Genomic DNA, 17,138 nt, shown 5'->3' on the forward strand with positions numbered 1-17,138 from the left:
GGAATCTCCTTATTAAAAGATGTTCTAGAGGATTTTGCGGAATAGGGCAATGACTTCTTCTTTGGTAGGAATGAATGGATTTCCTGGTGCACAGGCATCCTTCATCGCATTTTCAGCGAGCAGGTCAAGATCAACCTCATCTACACCCAGCTCGGATAATTTGGCCGGTATGCCGACTTCCTTGGACAGCGCTTTAATTGATTCGATTACGAAATCGGCGCATTCCTTGTCGCTTTTGCCGTTCACCTGCAGGCCGATCGCCTTGGCGATACTTCTGAATTTCTCCGGTACATATTTGGCGTTTTCTTCTTCTACATATGGCAGCAGCATCGCATTGCACACCCCATGCGGCAAATCATATACTCCGCCAAGCTGATGCGCCATGGCATGCACATATCCGAGTCCGGCATTGTTGAAAGCCAAGCCTCCAAGGAAAATTGCGTAAACCATCTGCTCACGCGCTTCAATATCATGGCCGTCTTTCACCGTGCGGGCCAGATTGGCAAAAATAAGCTCCACCGCAGCTAATGCCGTTGCATCGGTGACCGGATAAGCTCCTGGCGTCACTAATGCTTCAATAGCATGAGTCAGGGCATCCATTCCTGTTGCCGCAGTAAGCGCGGCCGGCTTGTCGACCATCAGCTCAGGGTCATTCACCGAGATGGTGGCAATGCTGTTCTTATCCACCATAACCATCTTCACCTTGCGTTCCTCATCCGTAATGACATAGTTGATCGTCACTTCGCTTGAAGTTCCGGCGGTAGTGTTCACCGCAATAATAGGCAGCGATTTATGCTGTGACTTGTGTACACCTTCGTACTCTGCGATATGTCCGCCATTGGTAGCAACGATGCCAATGGCTTTGGCTGTATCCTGCGGCGAACCACCGCCGATAGACACCAGATAGTCGCATTCATGCTGCTTCAGGAAATCAACGCCGTCATGGACATTTTTACAGGTCGGGTTAGGCTTGACTTCATCATATACGACATAATTAATTCCTGCTTCATCCAGAACAGCCAGCAGCTTGCCGGCGATTCCGCTCTTGACCAGAAACTTATCGGTGACCACAAGCGCTTTCTGCAAATTCAGCTCTTGAATGTACGGGCCGATTTCCTTCAGACAGCCTTTTCCCATAATGTTGATAGAAGGAACATAATAAACATGAGTACTCATTGATTGACCAGCCTCCCAGGCAATTTATATACAGCGTTTACAAGTTAACACTCTTTCCTCTGCAAGCTTGGTTTCATTCGGCTGTGGCACTTCAGGCTGGTCTCTGAAGATTCGCAGCGGACCGGCTCTGGCGCTCCTCTAAGAGGCATGCGCTTTCAAAGGAATAATGATATCCTCATCGTATCGCCCCCGATCTTTGTTGTCAACATTTAAAATAATAATTATGTTGTTTTTATTTGTTTATTGTCTGTTTCACGAAGGTTATAATAGAATTAATGTTGTTTCTCCTTAGTTTATTGCAAAACACAGATCGTTAGGTCTATATTTATAAAATAGTTCTAACTCCGGAAAGGTGATTATATGCTCGCAGCTGAAAGACGCAAAAAAATAATAGATTTGGTGCATCAGGATAAAAGAGTTCTGGTCTCTGATTTAAGCCGCATGTTTGAAGTAACGGAAGAAACGATCCGCAGGGATCTGGAGAAGCTGGAAAAGGACGGCATTTTAAGCCGCACATACGGGGGGGCTATGCTGAACAGGCATACCAATGAGGATCTGCCGTTTGTCACCCGGGGCGCTATCAATACTGATATCAAACGCAACATCGCGCTTAAGGCGCTTGAGCTGATTAATGACGGTGATACGTTGATGGTCGATCCCAGCTCGACTTCCTTTGAATTCCTCAAGCTGCTGGGCAACAAAAACAATCTGACGGTCATTACGAACTCCATCAATATTTTGCATGAGTTCGCCAGCTCCGGTATGAATATTATTTCCTCCGGCGGATCTTTGCGCCATCGTTCACTCTCTCTTGTGGGCCCAGTCGCCCATGACACAATCCAGCGCTACAATGTCGACACTGCCGTGATCAGCTGCAAGGGTATTGATATGGAACGCGGTATCACCGATTCCAACGAACCGGAGTGCGAGCTTAAGAAATACATGCTGCGCCAGGCCGAAAAGGTTGTTCTGCTCGCCGACCATACCAAATTCGACAAGACCGCCTTTACACAGCTGGTCCAGCTTAGCCGAATCGACGTGCTGATCACGGACCGCAAACCGTCAGAAGCCTGGCTCAAGCGGCTCGCGAAGGAGCATGTTGAGGTGCTGTACTGACCTCTGCGGGAAGGCCTGGACGCCCAGGAAGATAGTTGTGGCAATAGGAAACGTATGAAAGCAATGGAAGAGTAAAAAGTGGCAATACGAGGATATTACTGGGGCAATAACAGGGCTACAATAGGGGTGTTATAAAAAATAAGAGCGGCACTTCCCTCCTTTAAGGATGAGAAAGGCTGCTCTTATTGGGATAGTTCATGCTTAGAGTCGGTAGTCTGTACACGGTAGGGTTTAGACACGACAGAGCGGAGCTTCATTTGCCGCATGTACACACTCACGGTGCGTTCGGTAACGGTATAGCCCTCTTGGTGCAGCAGACGGGTGATCTTCGGACTTCCATAACGCTTTTTATGATCGGCAAAATGATACTGGATTCGCTCCATGATCGCTGCTTTGCGGAGTTTCTGTGTGCTGGTTTCTCCCGTCCGCCACTTGTAGTAACCGCTCCTTGAAACGTGTAGGGTGTCGCACATCTTCTCCAAGCGAAACTCGGAGCGATGGTCCTCCATAAACTGGAATCTTAGTTCCTTGGTTTGCTGAAGATGTTCACCGCTTTTTTTACAATCGCCAGTTCTTCTTCTGTATCGGCAAGTTTGAGTGCTTTCTCCTGGAGCTGACGGGTCGCCTCTTTCAACTGTGCTTCGAGTTCCCGTACCCGGTCCATGCTCGCCACCGGTTCATTCTTTAGCTCCCGATATTGACCCATCCACTGATGCAGCGTACTTTTCGGGATGTTAAGCTCTTCCGCTAAGTCACCCAAGGTCTTCGTCTGTTCTTGAATGAACTTCACGGTTTGCTTTTTGAATTCTTCGTTATACCGTTGTCTTTGTTCTCCCATGTGAACACACCTCCGTTGCTATCATTATCGGTCCGTCCGTTAACGGGTATCCACTATTTATTCTAATTGCAGCGCAATATGTGCATGGCGGCGGTTCTATACAATGCGTACCGGACTCCAGTGACGTTATTTCGGAAAATACCTTGTTTCCGGTCACAAAGCGGACTCCAGAGATGTTATTTTTCATTCCCAGCGCCATTTCGCCGTTTTTTCCGGGAATAACGGCTATACGGTCCATAAGAAAGACATTACGGCCTATTATTATAGAATAGCGGCTTTACGGTCCGTTAGCCGGTCTGGTAACGCAGAATGCTGTATCGTTTGAGCTTAGACAACAGTTGCATGAGTTGCGTCAGTCGTATCAGTCGCATCAATTTACGTTAGTCACGCCTTTCACATCAGTCACACTTCTCACATCAGTCACATCAGCCACCCATTCACAGCATCTAAAACGTCAGACAGCAGCCTCGTCTCACTACCTACCCAATCTGCCTGATTACATTACCTCTCCCTTAGACAGCATGATGTTAAGAATTGTCGTATCCGTTGCGGCAAGGCCTTCCTGGACCAGCCTCTCCATGTTGCGGATCGTATCTTCCACCTCTTCAAAAATCACCCCATCCCTATCGGTGGGCGAAATATTGTTCATGGCCAGTGTAGCTGCCTGAATTGCTGCATTGGTAGCTGTGGAGATTTTCAGCGCGCAGGTGGATTTCGCACCGTCGCAGATCATGCCTGACAATGAGGCTATCGTATTCTGTATCCCGTGCTTAATCTGCTCCAGGCTCCCGCCCATCAGAAAGATGATCCCGCTGTTGGCCCCTACTCCGCCTGCGATGCCCGATCCGCATAGCGGGGACAGACGCCCGATATAATGTTTGACATGGACGGTGATCAGATTGCTGAGGGCCAGTGCCCGCGCCAGCGTCTCCTCGTCTTTGTTCATGAGCCGGGCGAGCTCAATCACCGGCAGCGTACACGCTATGCCCTGATTCCCGCTGCCTGCCGTTGTCATCACCGGCATTGCACTGCCGTCCATCCGCGCATCGGAGGCTGCAGCCGTAGCAGCGATAACCTTGTTGGCCACATCATTGCCAAACAGATTGACCGCCGATTGCTGCAACATTTTTTTACCCACCTGCAGTCCGTAATCTCCCCTTAATCCCTCATCGGAGATGGCCTTGTTCATTACCGCACCTTCCAAAAGAAACTGAAGGCTGGAGAAATCGGCGGTCCGGACGAACTCAAAAATCCCGTCCAGGGAAACCGCATAAACCTCAGGGTCCAATTCCTCGGATCCCTCACAATCCGCCTTGTCTTTTGGCAGATCAAGTGTGATCCCGTCCTTGGACAGAAAGATCACATGCGTATGCTCTTTGGCAATAATCGCTGTAGCTGTGTGGCTCTCACTGTGTACCCGCGCCTCAATATACAGTTTCTCGGGCGTGTTTTTCAGCTCCACTTCAAGCAGCTTCCGGTCAATGATCTCGTTGGCTTTACTAAGCTCTGCCTGGGACAGCCCTGACAATATCTCGAGCTTCTTATGGGAACGGTGAATCACCGCCCCCAAGGCAGCTGCAATGGGCAGACCGTTTTGTCCGGTACCGGGGATACCTACCCCCATAGCATTTTTAATAATATTCCCGCTAAGAAACAGCTGAATCGACGTGATTTCTTCCTGAACCAGCTCCGCTGCTAAGGAGACTGCATAAGCGACGGCGATCGGCTCCGTACATCCCTCCGCCGGAACTACTTCCTTTTTCAAAACATCCAATAAATTAACCATGTTCGATATCACCATTTCCTCTTGTTGTCGGAGCATTTCTTTATATAGTACAGGAATATTGCCGAGAGATCGACCCTTCTTCTCTGGAAATTGTCCGTTCATGCCATTTCTCTGGCGGTCTTAACCTGTTTGCATTGCAAAAAAGCAGCAAGCCCCAATACCGCGATGGTATTAAGTCTTGCTGCCTTTTGTTATCCTATGTGCTTCCAGAACTTCTTATTTGCTCTCCACTGCATGGCCGCCGAATTCGTTGCGCAGTGCGGCGACCACCTTGCCGGTGAACGTATCGGTTTCAAGCGACCGGTAGCGCATCAGCAGCGCCATGGCGATGACCGGTGTCGCTGCCTGCAGGTCAAATGCCGTTTCCAGCGTCCATTTGCCCTCACCCGAGGAGTGCATAATCCCTTTGATCTCGTCCAGCTTGGCGTCTTTGGAGAAGGCGCGTTCTATCAGCTCCATCAGCCATGAGCGGATGACGGAACCGTTGTTCCACACGCGGGCAACTTCTTCAAAGTTGAAGTCATAACCGCTTTTCTCCAGCACCTCAAAACCTTCGCCGATTGCAGCCATCATGCCGTATTCAATCCCGTTGTGCACCATCTTCAGGAAGTGGCCGCTGCCGGACTTTCCGGCGTACAAATACCCGTTCTCCACAGACGTATCACGGAACAGCGGTTCGACCACTGCCCAGGCTTCCTCGTCTCCGCCAATCATATAGCAAGCGCCATTGCGGGCGCCTTCCATCCCTCCGGAGGTTCCTGCATCCAGGAAATAGATTCCCTCCTTGCTCAACGCCTCATGGCGGCGGATCGATTCCTTGTAATGTGAATTTCCGGCCTCGATAATGATATCGCCTTTAGACAGCAGCGGTGTAAGCTCAGCAATAACAGAATCGACAAACTGATGCGGAACCATAATCCAGGCAACCCGCGGGGTTTCCAGCTTATTAACAAGCTCGGCGAGACTTTTCGCCATAGCTGCACCTTTAGAACCCATCTCCTCCACCGCAGCGGCATTCACATCAAACGCTACAACTTCATGATCATGCTCCAGCAGGTTCTGGCCCAGATTGAAGCCCATTTTTCCTAAACCGACTAATCCTACTTTCATTAGATATCCCTCCGAAAAATATTAATTGGATCTTATAAAACCAAGTGCGCAAGTAGTTACAATGGGCTTAATCAAGCACCCGGCCGGATGGCCACAGGATCGGTCTCATGAACATCATTCGGCTCATGCTGCTCCGCAGGGAGCTCTTCATCCAACCACCAATGATCCTCTTCAAGCAGCTCATCGGCTGCATCTGGTCCGTAGGAGCCCGCAGCATACGAATGAAGCGGCAGAGTGCCTTCCTCAGCGGCTTCAATAATCGGCTGCACCCACTGCCAGGACAGCTCGACTTCCTCCCAATGGGCAAAGAAAGTAGCATCTCCAAGCATAGCATCGTAAATCAGGTTCTCGTAAGCTTCCGGCAGATCCGGATTGCCGGATTCATGCTTGATGCTGACCGGCTCCAGCTGCCCGTGCTGGCGCGGATTTTTGGTGTTCAGCTGCAGCGAGATGCCCTCGCCGGGACCGATTTCGATCACCAGCAGGTTAGGATCAAGATCCAGCTTCCCTCTGTTTTTGTTATGCAAATCATTAAACGGTTCTTTGAACTCTATAACGATTCTTGTTGATTTCTCTTTCATCCGTTTACCGGTACGGATATAAAACGGCACCTCACTCCATAATGGATCATCAATCCAAAGGCGGGCCGCGATATAAGTCTCATTCTGCGAAGAAGCTTCAATACCCGGCTCGGAAGTATAGCCGGCTACCTCATTGCCCCGGATTTCACCAGCGGCATATTGTCCACGGACCACATGCCGGTCCACATCTTCTTTCAGCAAGGGACGCACCGAGCGGATCACATGCCGCTTCTTGCTGCGGACATCTTCCGGCGTACTGCCCTTGGGAAGCTGCATCGCCATCATCATCAGCAGCTGCAGCATATGGTTCTGGAACATATCGCGCAGAGCGCCGGCTTTGTCATAATAACCTGCCCGTTCCTCTACCCCAACCGTCTCAGCGGCTGTAATCTGAACATTAGCGATATAGCGGTTCTGCCACAACGCTCTCAGCACCGGGTTCGAATATTTCAGCACTTCAAGATTCTGGACCATCGGTTTACCCAGGAAGTGGTCGATCCGGAAGATTTCCTCTTCTGTAAAAGCTGCATTCAGGCTGTCATTCAGCTCCCGCGCCGATTTCAAATCTCTGCCGAACGGTTTCTCGATGATCAGGCGTTTCCAGCCTTTGGTGTCACCGAGTCCGCTTGTGTTAATGTTGCCGGCAATCGGCCCGAAAAATTCAGGACCTACAGACAAATAAAACATCCGGTTCTCCGGAATGCTCAGCAGTTCCTCACGGCGCTGCACATGCGCCAGCAATTTCTTATAATCCTCCGGACGTCCAACGTCCAGGACGCTATATTCAAAAGCCAGCAGGAAATCCTGCAGCTCCGCCGATTCTTCTACCTTCCGCCGGGAAAAGGTGCGCAGCGAATCCAGCACTTGCGCTTGGAAGGTTTCGTTGCTGAGCTCTCTTCTGCCGAGACCAATGACCGAGAGAGGACCGGAAAGCTTGCCATCTGCGAACAAGTTATATAATGCAGGGTATATTTTACGTTTTGCCAAATCTCCTGTGGCGCCAAAAAGTACAAAGGTTGATGATTCCACTTTCATTCCTCCCGTTGTTATCAAATGTTTATGAGGTTACTTATTATTACTCGCAAACTTTTATAACACCCATCATACGACTGCAAAAAGTATCCGTCAACCTCATTCTGACATTTACGAAAAGTACTTATTTTCACGAACTTATCACTATGTTATAGTAAGAAGGATATTAATAATAACTGTTAGGGGTGGGAAAGGCTATGAAGCAGGATTTCAAACCGTTGCTCGCCAAGGTGGAACATGCCTATCATATCATCGGGAAGAAATGGGTTAATCTTATCATCCACGTTTTAATGGAGGGGCCCAAGCGCTTCAGCGAGCTGCATGCCATCATCCCGGATTTAAGCAAACGAATGTTGAATGAACGCTTGAAGGAGCTTGAAGAGTGCGGGTTGCTAAATCGTGTGGTCATCCCGGACCGCCCCGTAAAAACGGAATACTCGTTAACGGAAAAAGGGCAGGAGCTTGGAGCAGCACTCTGCCATGTGGAGGTATGGGCGATGAAATGGTTGTAGCTCCAGCCCCCTACCGCAAAAAAGAGGAAGTACCCAAGCCTTAAAGGCTTCTGGTTCTCCCTCTTTTTGGGTTACTATTGCTTGTAAATGTCTTTCAATTTCTAAATACTGTTCAGAATGTACTCTGCCAGCACGTCTTCCGCCGAAAGCGTATTGCTATAGACCTTCAGTTCGTCGATTAATCCTTTGAACGGTGGATTCCAGTAATTAATGCCCAAAGTAAACACGGCATTCTTATTGGTAAACACATCCGGGAAACCCGTGCCGGAGAATTTCTCCGATCCGTTGATGTACACTTTGACTTCACCTTCACGCACTGTAAAAGCGACATGTGTCCACTCATTCAGCGGGATTAGCAGACCGGTCAAAGCATCATACCAGGCCGTTCCTGACCACAGCAGCGTCTGTCCGCCGGCATTTTGCAAGACCAGGCTGATCCAGCTGTCCGTGGTGCTTGCACCGAAAAAGGCGGTAGTGAAATCCGTCAGCTGCGCAGGATTTAACCACATGGAGACAGAGTAGGTGCTGCTGTTCAAAAGCCCGTCAGGCAGCCGGATCCCGGATGCACCATCGAAGACAGCCGCCTGTCCGGCAACACCTGTCCCATAGGTAATACTGCCGACCGTTGCACTGTCCACTTTGTCACCAGTTACCTTGCCCGCCGCAGACAGCTGCAGCGAATCCTGCAAATTGCCGTCAAACGCATAATAGGCTATTTTCCCGTCTGTAACCTTCACTTGATAGCTGGACGTAACCGTGCTGCCATCTGTCGCCTTTGCAGTAATACTTGCATCCCCGACCTTCAGAGCCGTTACTACACCTGTAACTGCATCGACAACTGCGACTTCGGGAGTGCTTGAGCTCCACTCCAGCTGCTGGTTGCCGGCATTGGCAGGCAGTATGCTGACCACCGGGGTATAACTGTTGCCTACAGCTACTTGTTGAACTGCTGTACCGAAGGATATCGAGGTCACCTTCGTATCCGTTTCCGGCTCACCATTCACCAGCCAGCCCACGGCTTCCTCTGACAATGCTTTTTCATAGACCCGGAACTTGTCAACCAGACCTTTGTACGGGATATCCCAATAGTTGACGCCGAGGGCAAACACGCCGGAATCATCTGTAAATACGTTGGTAAATCCGCTTTTCGTCGATTTCAGCACACCATTCACATACATTTTGACTGTACCGGCATCGTAGGTAAAGGCCACGTGAGACCATACACCTGCCTTAATCTGCAGGCCCGTATCCGCATCCATCCAGGCCTCGCTGCCAAACCACAGCCGGGTGGTTGCGACACCGTTGCCGTATGGAAGCAGACTGATCCAGTTCGTATCGGACTCCGCTCCGAAGAACGCAGGCGTAAAGGCCGTCAATTCATCCGGATTCAGCCACATGCCCACGGTATAGGAGCTTCCGGAAATCAGACCGTTTGGCAAACGGATGCCGGAGCTGCCATCTAATTGTGCTGCCTGTCCGTCTTCACCGCTTACATAAGTGACCGTACCGCCGGTGTTGTTCACCCGCTCCCCCGTTACCGTCCCCGCTTCAAGCCGTCCGCCGCTTTCCTTGAGATTGCCCTCAAAGTCATAAGCGCCAACTAAACCATCCTCCAGTTGACTGCCGCTAAGTGCTACAACACCTACTGTGAAGGTTTTGGTAGCAGTCGCATTGCCAAGCCGAATCGTAGCTGTCAATTCCACAGACGTGTCACCGCTGCCGGCCTCCGGCCGTGTTACCTTCCCGTCATTTCCAACAATGGCTTCATTGGACGAAGACCAGGAAATCACAATACCGCGTACACCTTCGCTCGGCAGGGTTAGATCCTTGTACACTTTACTTGTGTTGCCAAGTGTCAGGCCGCTTGTAGCATTAGCCACCAGTTGCTCATCGCTTAGTGTTTCCAGCGCACTGCCCCAGACGGCAACACCTTGATCTGACATGGCGGTGAAGGACATGACATGATCTTGGCGCGTGGAATCCCACAGCTTGACGAATACACCTTTGTACAGCCGTTTAACGGCAGTGCCGTTCTGTGTCTCGTTGATGAGCAGATCAGCATAATAATCGTCTTTCAGTTTCCAGGTCCCGGTCACCGGTCCTGTAATGGTTCCGTCTGCCAGGAGTTCAATACCAACGCTTGATTTAATTTTGGCACTGATATCCTTGCCATGGTTGATAAACTGGTAGGCACCGGCAATGTCTTCCGCCGCTACTTTGCCGATAGTTTCGCCGGAATAACGGTGCGGCGCGGCCACCGGCCAGCCGTCCTCGTTCATAAACATCTGATGTACGCGAAGCTCATGAGCTTCGCCCCGGTAAGGGAACCGGGTATGGAAGAAGTTAAACGTCTTCCCGCTGTCTTCATCGTAATATACCGAATTGTGACCGGATGAGACATAGCCATAGACCGGGAATTCCGGATCGCCATTCACGTTGGTGAACAGGAAGTTGCCCAGCAGCTTGTTGCCGTATGCCGAGTGGTCACCATCTGTGGTGAGCACAGCATCCTGCCCTGCTGCATCCTTGTAAGGTCCGCTTGGGCTGCTCGAACGGAACTGCCGCATACTGTAGCCGCCATCTGCCGCAAGACCGCCATAGGTTACATACAGATAGTAGTAGTCAGTCTTTTTGTCGAACATTACATACGGGCCTTCACCGGATTTATAATTGCCTCCCGAGATTTTGGTTCCAAAATAGCGGTCGATGATTCTGCCGTCCGCTGTCATCCCGTCTTCTCCGGGATACTTTGGCCCCCCGGTTGCAGGATCAACCTCCAGCACGAAAATCCCGCCCGACCATGATCCGTAGGTCATCCACAGCTTGCCGTCCTTGTCATAGAACAGCGTAGGGTCAATGGCGTTTGTGTACATTTTATTGTTATACGTACCGTCGGTATTAAACCAGGCCGGATTCATTGCCTCCAGTGTTCCATCATCTATCAGCGCCTGAATGTTGGTATTCGTCCATTTTTTGTTAACATCACTGTTCGTATCATAAGCTTCGCCTGCCGTGAAGCCGGAATACAGCACGGTTCCCCCGTAGGTGTAAGGTCCTTTAATATTTTGCGAAACGGCGTAGCCAATGGCTGAACGAATATAGGTGGAGGAAGTGGAATAATACATCATATAAGCGCCCTTGGTTCCATCCTCGTTTACATAGTCCGTATTCCAGAAAACATCAGGTGCCCAAACGGAGAAACCGCCTTTGCTGTCGGAATCGTTCTCCCCGGCCCAGGCGAAGGATTCCGCCAGATTCGCGGAAAGATCACCGTAGAGTACATTATCCGGCGTTTTATAGCCGTTGGTGAAAGTGCTCCAATTCATCAAATCTTGCGACTCAGCCGCCTCGATATGCGAACCGAAGACATAATACGTATCGCCGTCCTTCACAACTGAGGGATCATGCACAGATACATTGCTGAACACCGGCGCGGTCGCTTCCGGCGAAACCACCGGTGTCGCCGTTGGTGACGGCGTTGGTGTCACACTTGGTGTCGCACTTGGCATCGGACTTGGTGTCGCTGTCGGTGATATCGGGGTCCCTCCCCAGCTGCCCGCAGTCGCCGTAGCCGTTGCCGTTGCCGCTGGTGTTTCCAGCTTGATCAGGGAACTGTAGGCCGGGTCAAAAATCACTTTGCCGCTGCCTTGGACAGTAATCTGCTCCTTCACGCCGACCTTCAGATTTTTGATCTCTGTGCCCGCTTCCACACGCAGTCCCGTCTTACCGTTAAGCGTCATGTCCGTGATGCTGCCTCTGTTTAATACCAATGTCGGCTCACCCAGTGCATTCACGACTACCGAGTCGAAGCTGCCGCTAAGCTGTACCACCGAATTTTTGGACAACGTCTGTTCCACTGTAATTTTACTGAAGCCCGTCCCGGTTGCAGCTGCATCCTCCTCAAGCTTGACGCCGGACTGAACAATGACGTCCGTTACAGAGCTGCTGCCTTTGGCTATGACGCGCAGCTTCCCGTTCTTTTTGTTCACCACCAGCCTGGAAGCCGTTGAATTGCTCATGACAACGCTGTTTTCACCGCCGCCAGTGACAACTATTTTGCCTTCGACCTTTACGTTGTCGAGGGTAATGTCCCCTTCAGCAATGCCTTCGGTGAGATACAAGTTGCCCGCAATGCTGGCGTTCTTGAGCTCCACTCCGGCGGTGCTGACAATAACATTCCGGGCAGTCAAATCGCTGTAGGTTCCGCTCTTAAGGATGATTTTCCCGGACAGCTTACTGATTAACCGTAGTGCCTCAGCTCTCGTTACCGCTCGTTTCCCCTTAATGCTGCCATCCTCATACCCGCTGAGGAAACCGTCTCCCAGCAAAGTAAGTACAGCTTCCCTGCTCCACTCCGGCAGCTCCGCGGCATCCTTCGGCGCTGTAGCAGCGGCCGAAGCATCAAGCTGGAACAACCGGTACAGCATCACGGCCGCTTCCTGACGGCTGACCGTTTGGTTGGGACGGAAGGTTCCGTCGCTGTAACCCGACAAAAAACCGGCTGATACCGCTTTCATAACATCGTTATAATAAACGCTTCCTTCCGCAACATCACTAAACCTGCTCTCGCTCAGAGTCAGCAGATTAAAGACTCTGCCTACAAGTGAAACCCACTCTGCACGGGTGATGTTCTGCTCCGGTTTATAAACACCGTTCCCATAACCCGTGAGCAGACCATTATCTACCCATGTCTGAAAATCATCCTGTGCCCAGTGGCCTGTATAGTCAGGCGCTGAGATTTTGGCGGTAAGCTGCCCCGCCTTGCTGTTATCGTTCACAGTCCCGGAAGCCGCCATGATCGGCGAAGGTACAAGCAGCAGCAGCGCAAGAAACGAAGACGTTAGCTTGCCAGTCATCTTGTTCAAATGTGAGATCCTCCGATTCTAAAAAATAGTCATGCCTGGCCTTGCGATTACAATATCAGGAAATTAGCGGACTACTTTCTGGTATGCGGCACCTCCCCTTTTATCACCTACAAATAAAACGCTTTCATGTAGTCATTAAAAAAATGTTCTGCCGTAAGGTTTAGTTTATTTTAGATAAATTAAAACTAAAATATCATAAGTCGGCTTGAACGGTTTTATTTTAACGGTACAATCGACAATTAGTCAATTAGAATTTTATATTAAAATAAATCGTTTTATATTTATGTTGATTATAAACTTCAGCAAAATAAAAAATATGAAATGAAACGCTGTGATAAGCTTCAGGCTAGCAAACGAATGTATATCACTGCTACAGGAGTCGTTGACGAGGGAGTGCTTATGATACAATAAGAACACTAACGAAAGCCAAAATGTGGAGGTGGAAGTTCGTGTCAAAGTTTGAAACAACCGGGGTCATCACGGCGAATGTGTACAAGGTAAGCCCGGAGCAGAAAGAACAGCTGGAGCTTCTGGCAGAGGAACGGCTTCAAAAGGCACGTGAGGAGGCAATACCGAATATTCTCAAGCGGTACGAACAGCGGCAGAAAGAGATCCGGCAGTTAAAGGATTCATCGAAGAAATAAGCAAAAACCGATGACTATTATAGATCGAGTCGGCATTAAATGATAACGGGATCATTTATATTGTCACTACAAGTGGAAACGGCTTCGCCGTCCTCAAAAGGACGGTATCCGTTTCAGCGAGAAATAGAAGGATAATTTATAGCGTGAAGCATATAAATTCTTATCTTTTAAAAAAACCTGCAAGCACAAATGCGCATGCAGGCTTCTTTGATAACTATCCATGTACAGAATCCAAAAAATGCGAAGACTGCACTCCGCTTACTTACCGCAAGCAATGGAGGTCCTTGGGCTAATTCACTACAGTAATCCGTAAGGCCATATATTGCTTATTAGGCAGCTCGATGCGGTAGTCTCCTCTTACTAGCTCCTGCACAGCAGTGATGGTCATATTCCACGTATCGATAATTTCAAGCCGGTAATCATGATCGGGTGGCAAAATCAGCTTCTTATAAGCCGGCCGCTGATTGCCGTAATAATAGAGATAATATTCGCCTGCCTTCCCTGCACCTCCATCCAGCATGGGCATGGGGAGCGGGTCGATACCCTCTTCAGGTCCCTCCTCCATGATACTGCGGAGGAAGGAGATCCGCTCGGCACTGTCCCCGTGAAGTTCTCCCCCATGAGACCACCATAAAATATCGCCGGGATGCACATAGGTTTCGCCATGTCCGGCATATCCGCCCCGCACCGCCGCCTCCCAAAAACGCCGCACTAGCTCCTGGGCTGTGATATTGCCCCAGTCATGGTTGATATTGCCCTCATAACAACATTCATCAACAAGTACCGGCTTGCGGTAGGTATTGCGCCATTCCTTGACCCGCAGAAGATCAGGATGCTGAATACTGCAATGAGTCACCCACGGTTTGCCGTGATCATAGAAGCCCTGCCAGTTATGATTGGAACGCAAATGCTGGTATGGATCAAGCTCCTGCACCAGCTGAAAATAATGATCCCAGTCTTCCGTTTTTTTCGCCCGCATCAGATCATGTTCATTGGCCATCGACCACCAAATATTCCGGAAAGCCGCCAGCCGTGCAACGACATAACGCAAATAGAAGTCATCACTTTCACGGTCCATTGAGGAGAAACCCCAGCGGTCATACGGATGGAAAAGAATAATATCCGCCTCAATCCCCAGCTGCTGCAAATCCAGAATACGCCGCTCCAGATTGGCAAAAAAGACGTGATTAAATCTGCGGAAGTCCCAGCCCCCGGATACAGAGCCCTGAAAAGCATAGTCCGCTGGATCAACCAGATTATAGTCATAATGCTTGGGGAAAATGCACATGCGGATTTTATTGAACGGCCCGGACTTCAGCGTTGCCAGGGTCTGTTCCTGCAGTTCTTCCCTCTGATGAGTCCAGGCATAGCAAGTGGTGCCGAAGGAAAAATGTGGTGAGCCATCCGCATAGGCAAAATGATATTGATTGCTCACACGTACCGGCCCATGGTTACCTTCTCCAGCTTCCACGCAGACAAATTCTCCACTGATACCATCCAGCTCCGCGATGTTGCAGCGGGTTATATATGTCCAAGTCCCCACGGTGTCAGGCATGAAACGGACTTTATAGCGTCCTTCGCCATCATAGAAACCATCTGGCCGGAGCACGCGGTTGTTGTATTTAAACTCGGCGGTCAGGTCAACATCCACAAATGGATTGCCGCTGCAAGGCCCGTTCAGCTCCAATTCAAACAAACCCCAGCGTTCAGCTTCCTGTTTCATTCACAAGCCCCATTTCCTCTTATTACCTGCGCCATTATCCTTCCAGTGCTTTATATTCAAAAAAGTCAAAATACGCCTTTTTACTCTGCTGGTCCAGGTCCTGAGCGCAGACTCCTGCATAGGAGCCGGTGAACCCGAGTTTGCCGCCATATTCATCGGAAAGTGTGCCGAAATCAAGCGGTGTGCACATCGCTGTCCAAACCTCCCCGTCCGGGGAAGCATAGAACACGATATCCCGCCCGTTGATCTCTGCCTTGAGATAATAGCGCTCCCAATCCTTCACCGAGATTTGCATGGAGGAGATTTCATCGTATTTACCGGCTCTGCACAGCACAACGCCAAGGCTCACGCCGCGGATCTCATCGGCCGTCACCCGCAAATAATAATAGTCACTGTCATCGTAATAAAGTACCAGTCCCGCCATTTCCATCATGCTAACAGGACTAAACTCCATACAAGTGGACACCCTGCAGGCAAAATGCTGGATCGGGCGGGCGACTAGACTCTGATTATGCAGGGAAGCCAGCGATTCTCTGCCAGTCAGACGCAGAAAACCCGGACGCTCCGTCAAGCTGACCCATGAAGGATCAAAAGGAATACGAAGTCCCTGATAGGGATACCCTAGCTCTTCGCTATCGAACTCATCACGTTCCGGCAACGATTCAAAGGGATGCGGCGGCAGATCCGGCGCCTCTGTCACAAGAGCAGGCAGCTTCCCGCCATGCGCCAGCCGCAGCCAACCGTCTTCGGTCCATACACAGTGCTGGATCGCCGTCTCCCTGCCGAGCGGATTCATCGTCCCCGTCCCGGGAATCGGCCGTGTGCACAAATGGGCCATATACCATTCGCCATTTTGTGTTTCCACCAGTGACCCATGACCGGCCTGCTGGAAGGGATAGGTCAGATCATGGGCGGTCGTCATTATCGGATAATCGGGATCTGTTTCATAGGGTCCGGTCAAGCAGCGGCTTCTCGCCATGGTGACCATATGGTTCACACCTGTGCCGCCTTCAGCAACAAGCAGATAGTAATAACCATTACGTTTGTACAATTGTGGACCTTCCGTAACACCGGTCGGTGTCCCATTATAGATTTCGTGCACCGGACCGGTCAGCTTACCGGTTGAGAGATCATATTCCTGCATAATAATGCCGGAGAAATTGCTGTGGCTCTTGCGGAAATCCCAGCGCATATTAAGCAGCCATTTCCGGCCGTCTGTATCATGGAACAGAAAGGGATCAAATCCGCTGCCGTTCAGCCGGACCGGCTCACTCCATGGCCCCCTAATATCGGGCGCTGTAATGAGGTAGTTATGCAGATCCTTATACACGCTCTTGCGGGATTTCACATCCGTAAACAGCAGATAATACAACCCGTTATCAAATGAAAGCGCCGGTGCCCAAATGGAACCAGAACTTACGTTGCCGCGCAGATCAACCTGCGAAGACTCCGTCAGCACACGGGTAAGCGAGTGCCAGTGAATCAGATCACGTGAATGGTGGATCTCAACACCCGGGAACCATTCAAAGGTGGATGTAGCAATATAATAATCATCCCCAACCCGTAAAAAGGACGGATCGGGATGAAAACCGGTCAATACCGGATTCACAATCGGTTGCGCCATAAATTCTAAACCTCCAGGGATGATAGAATTGTCTATTTAAATTTTGGATTTACAGTTAATATCGTAGCGCTTGCAGCGGTTGAAAGTTATAATGAGTTATTATAAAATGTTTGTATTTTGTCATGATGGAG

At 50.1% G+C, this 17,138-nt stretch carries 12 protein-coding genes; 3 read left to right on the top strand and 9 right to left on the bottom strand.

The window, feature by feature from the left end; all coding sequences use genetic code 11:
* Window positions 1-24: 24 nt before the first annotated feature.
* A complete protein-coding gene (locus NST99_RS19385; RefSeq protein WP_076109447.1) occupies window positions 25-1,176 on the bottom strand; it encodes an iron-containing alcohol dehydrogenase in 1,152 nt (383 codons plus the stop codon).
* Between the two features lie 360 nt (window positions 1,177-1,536).
* Here NST99_RS19385 and NST99_RS19390 point away from each other — a divergent pair, with 360 nt between their 5' ends.
* Entirely contained in the window at window positions 1,537-2,292 is a 756-nt protein-coding gene (locus NST99_RS19390) for a DeoR/GlpR family DNA-binding transcription regulator (protein ID WP_341093881.1), read from the top strand.
* Between the two features lie 182 nt (window positions 2,293-2,474).
* Here the strand turns inward: NST99_RS19390 and NST99_RS19395 are convergent, their stop codons facing one another.
* The 5 genes from NST99_RS19395 to zwf form a co-directional block, all read right to left on the bottom strand.
* The gene (locus NST99_RS19395) at window positions 2,475-2,801 is read right to left on the bottom strand and encodes an IS3 family transposase (protein ID WP_341093882.1); all 327 of its coding nucleotides are present in this window, start codon (window positions 2,799-2,801) and stop codon (window positions 2,475-2,477) included.
* Between the two features lie 11 nt (window positions 2,802-2,812).
* A complete protein-coding gene (locus tag NST99_RS19400; protein ID WP_341093883.1) occupies window positions 2,813-3,130 on the bottom strand; it encodes a transposase in 318 nt (105 codons plus the stop codon).
* 496 nt (window positions 3,131-3,626) lie between these two features.
* Window positions 3,627-4,916, bottom strand: a complete 1,290-nt coding sequence (locus NST99_RS19405) for an L-cysteine desulfidase family protein (RefSeq protein ID WP_341093884.1) — start codon at window positions 4,914-4,916, stop codon at window positions 3,627-3,629.
* A gap of 216 nt (window positions 4,917-5,132) precedes the next feature.
* Window positions 5,133-6,026 carry a phosphogluconate dehydrogenase (NAD(+)-dependent, decarboxylating) gene (gnd, locus tag NST99_RS19410; RefSeq protein ID WP_038593194.1) on the bottom strand — a complete coding sequence of 298 codons (894 nt, stop codon included), beginning with the start codon at window positions 6,024-6,026 and terminating at the stop codon, window positions 5,133-5,135.
* A 71-nt stretch (window positions 6,027-6,097) separates the two neighbouring features.
* A complete protein-coding gene (gene zwf, locus NST99_RS19415) occupies window positions 6,098-7,636 on the bottom strand; it encodes a glucose-6-phosphate dehydrogenase (protein ID WP_341093885.1) in 1,539 nt (512 codons plus the stop codon).
* A gap of 200 nt (window positions 7,637-7,836) precedes the next feature.
* Between zwf and NST99_RS19420 the strand changes: the two genes are divergently transcribed.
* Window positions 7,837-8,151 (top strand): winged helix-turn-helix transcriptional regulator, encoded by a 315-nt coding sequence (locus tag NST99_RS19420; protein ID WP_038593196.1) that lies wholly within the window; start codon window positions 7,837-7,839, stop codon window positions 8,149-8,151.
* A gap of 101 nt (window positions 8,152-8,252) precedes the next feature.
* Here NST99_RS19420 and NST99_RS19425 read toward each other — a convergent pair whose 3' ends face one another.
* A complete protein-coding gene (locus tag NST99_RS19425; RefSeq protein WP_341097700.1) occupies window positions 8,253-13,007 on the bottom strand; it encodes a LamG-like jellyroll fold domain-containing protein in 4,755 nt (1,584 codons plus the stop codon).
* Between the two features lie 458 nt (window positions 13,008-13,465).
* On the opposite strand from NST99_RS19425, the gene NST99_RS19430 reads away from it, so the two are divergent.
* The gene (locus NST99_RS19430; RefSeq protein ID WP_341093886.1) at window positions 13,466-13,660 is read left to right on the top strand and encodes a hypothetical protein; all 195 of its coding nucleotides are present in this window, start codon (window positions 13,466-13,468) and stop codon (window positions 13,658-13,660) included.
* 289 nt (window positions 13,661-13,949) lie between these two features.
* Here NST99_RS19430 and NST99_RS19435 read toward each other — a convergent pair whose 3' ends face one another.
* Window positions 13,950-15,383: a DUF5605 domain-containing protein gene (locus NST99_RS19435; RefSeq protein ID WP_341093887.1), complete on the bottom strand. Its 1,434-nt coding sequence runs from the start codon at window positions 15,381-15,383 to the stop codon at window positions 13,950-13,952.
* A 34-nt stretch (window positions 15,384-15,417) separates the two neighbouring features.
* Entirely contained in the window at window positions 15,418-17,007 is a 1,590-nt protein-coding gene (locus NST99_RS19440) for a glycoside hydrolase family 43 protein (RefSeq protein ID WP_341093888.1), read from the bottom strand.
* Window positions 17,008-17,138: the final 131 nt, after the last annotated feature.

The organism is Paenibacillus sp. FSL L8-0470 (assembly GCF_038008625.1).
Lineage (GTDB): Bacteria > Bacillota > Bacilli > Paenibacillales > Paenibacillaceae > Paenibacillus_AQ.

Excerpts from the sequence above, each read along its gene's own strand:
- NST99_RS19395 (WP_341093882.1), bottom strand. The coding sequence starts at position 2,801 with ATGGAGGACCATCGCTCCGAGTTTCGCTTGGAGAAGATGTGCGACACC.
- NST99_RS19435 (WP_341093887.1), bottom strand. The coding sequence starts at position 15,383 with ATGAAACAGGAAGCTGAACGCTGGGGTTTGTTTGAATTGGAGCTGAAC.
- NST99_RS19390 (WP_341093881.1), top strand. The coding sequence starts at position 1,537 with ATGCTCGCAGCTGAAAGACGCAAAAAAATAATAGATTTGGTGCATCAG.
- NST99_RS19420 (WP_038593196.1), top strand. The coding sequence starts at position 7,837 with ATGAAGCAGGATTTCAAACCGTTGCTCGCCAAGGTGGAACATGCCTAT.
- gnd (WP_038593194.1), bottom strand. The coding sequence starts at position 6,026 with ATGAAAGTAGGATTAGTCGGTTTAGGAAAAATGGGCTTCAATCTGGGC.
- NST99_RS19440 (WP_341093888.1), bottom strand. The coding sequence starts at position 17,007 with ATGGCGCAACCGATTGTGAATCCGGTATTGACCGGTTTTCATCCCGAT.
- NST99_RS19405 (WP_341093884.1), bottom strand. The coding sequence starts at position 4,916 with ATGGTTAATTTATTGGATGTTTTGAAAAAGGAAGTAGTTCCGGCGGAG.
- NST99_RS19385 (WP_076109447.1), bottom strand. The coding sequence starts at position 1,176 with ATGAGTACTCATGTTTATTATGTTCCTTCTATCAACATTATGGGAAAA.
- NST99_RS19425 (WP_341097700.1), bottom strand. The coding sequence starts at position 13,007 with ATGACTGGCAAGCTAACGTCTTCGTTTCTTGCGCTGCTGCTGCTTGTA.
- NST99_RS19400 (WP_341093883.1), bottom strand. The coding sequence starts at position 3,130 with ATGGGAGAACAAAGACAACGGTATAACGAAGAATTCAAAAAGCAAACC.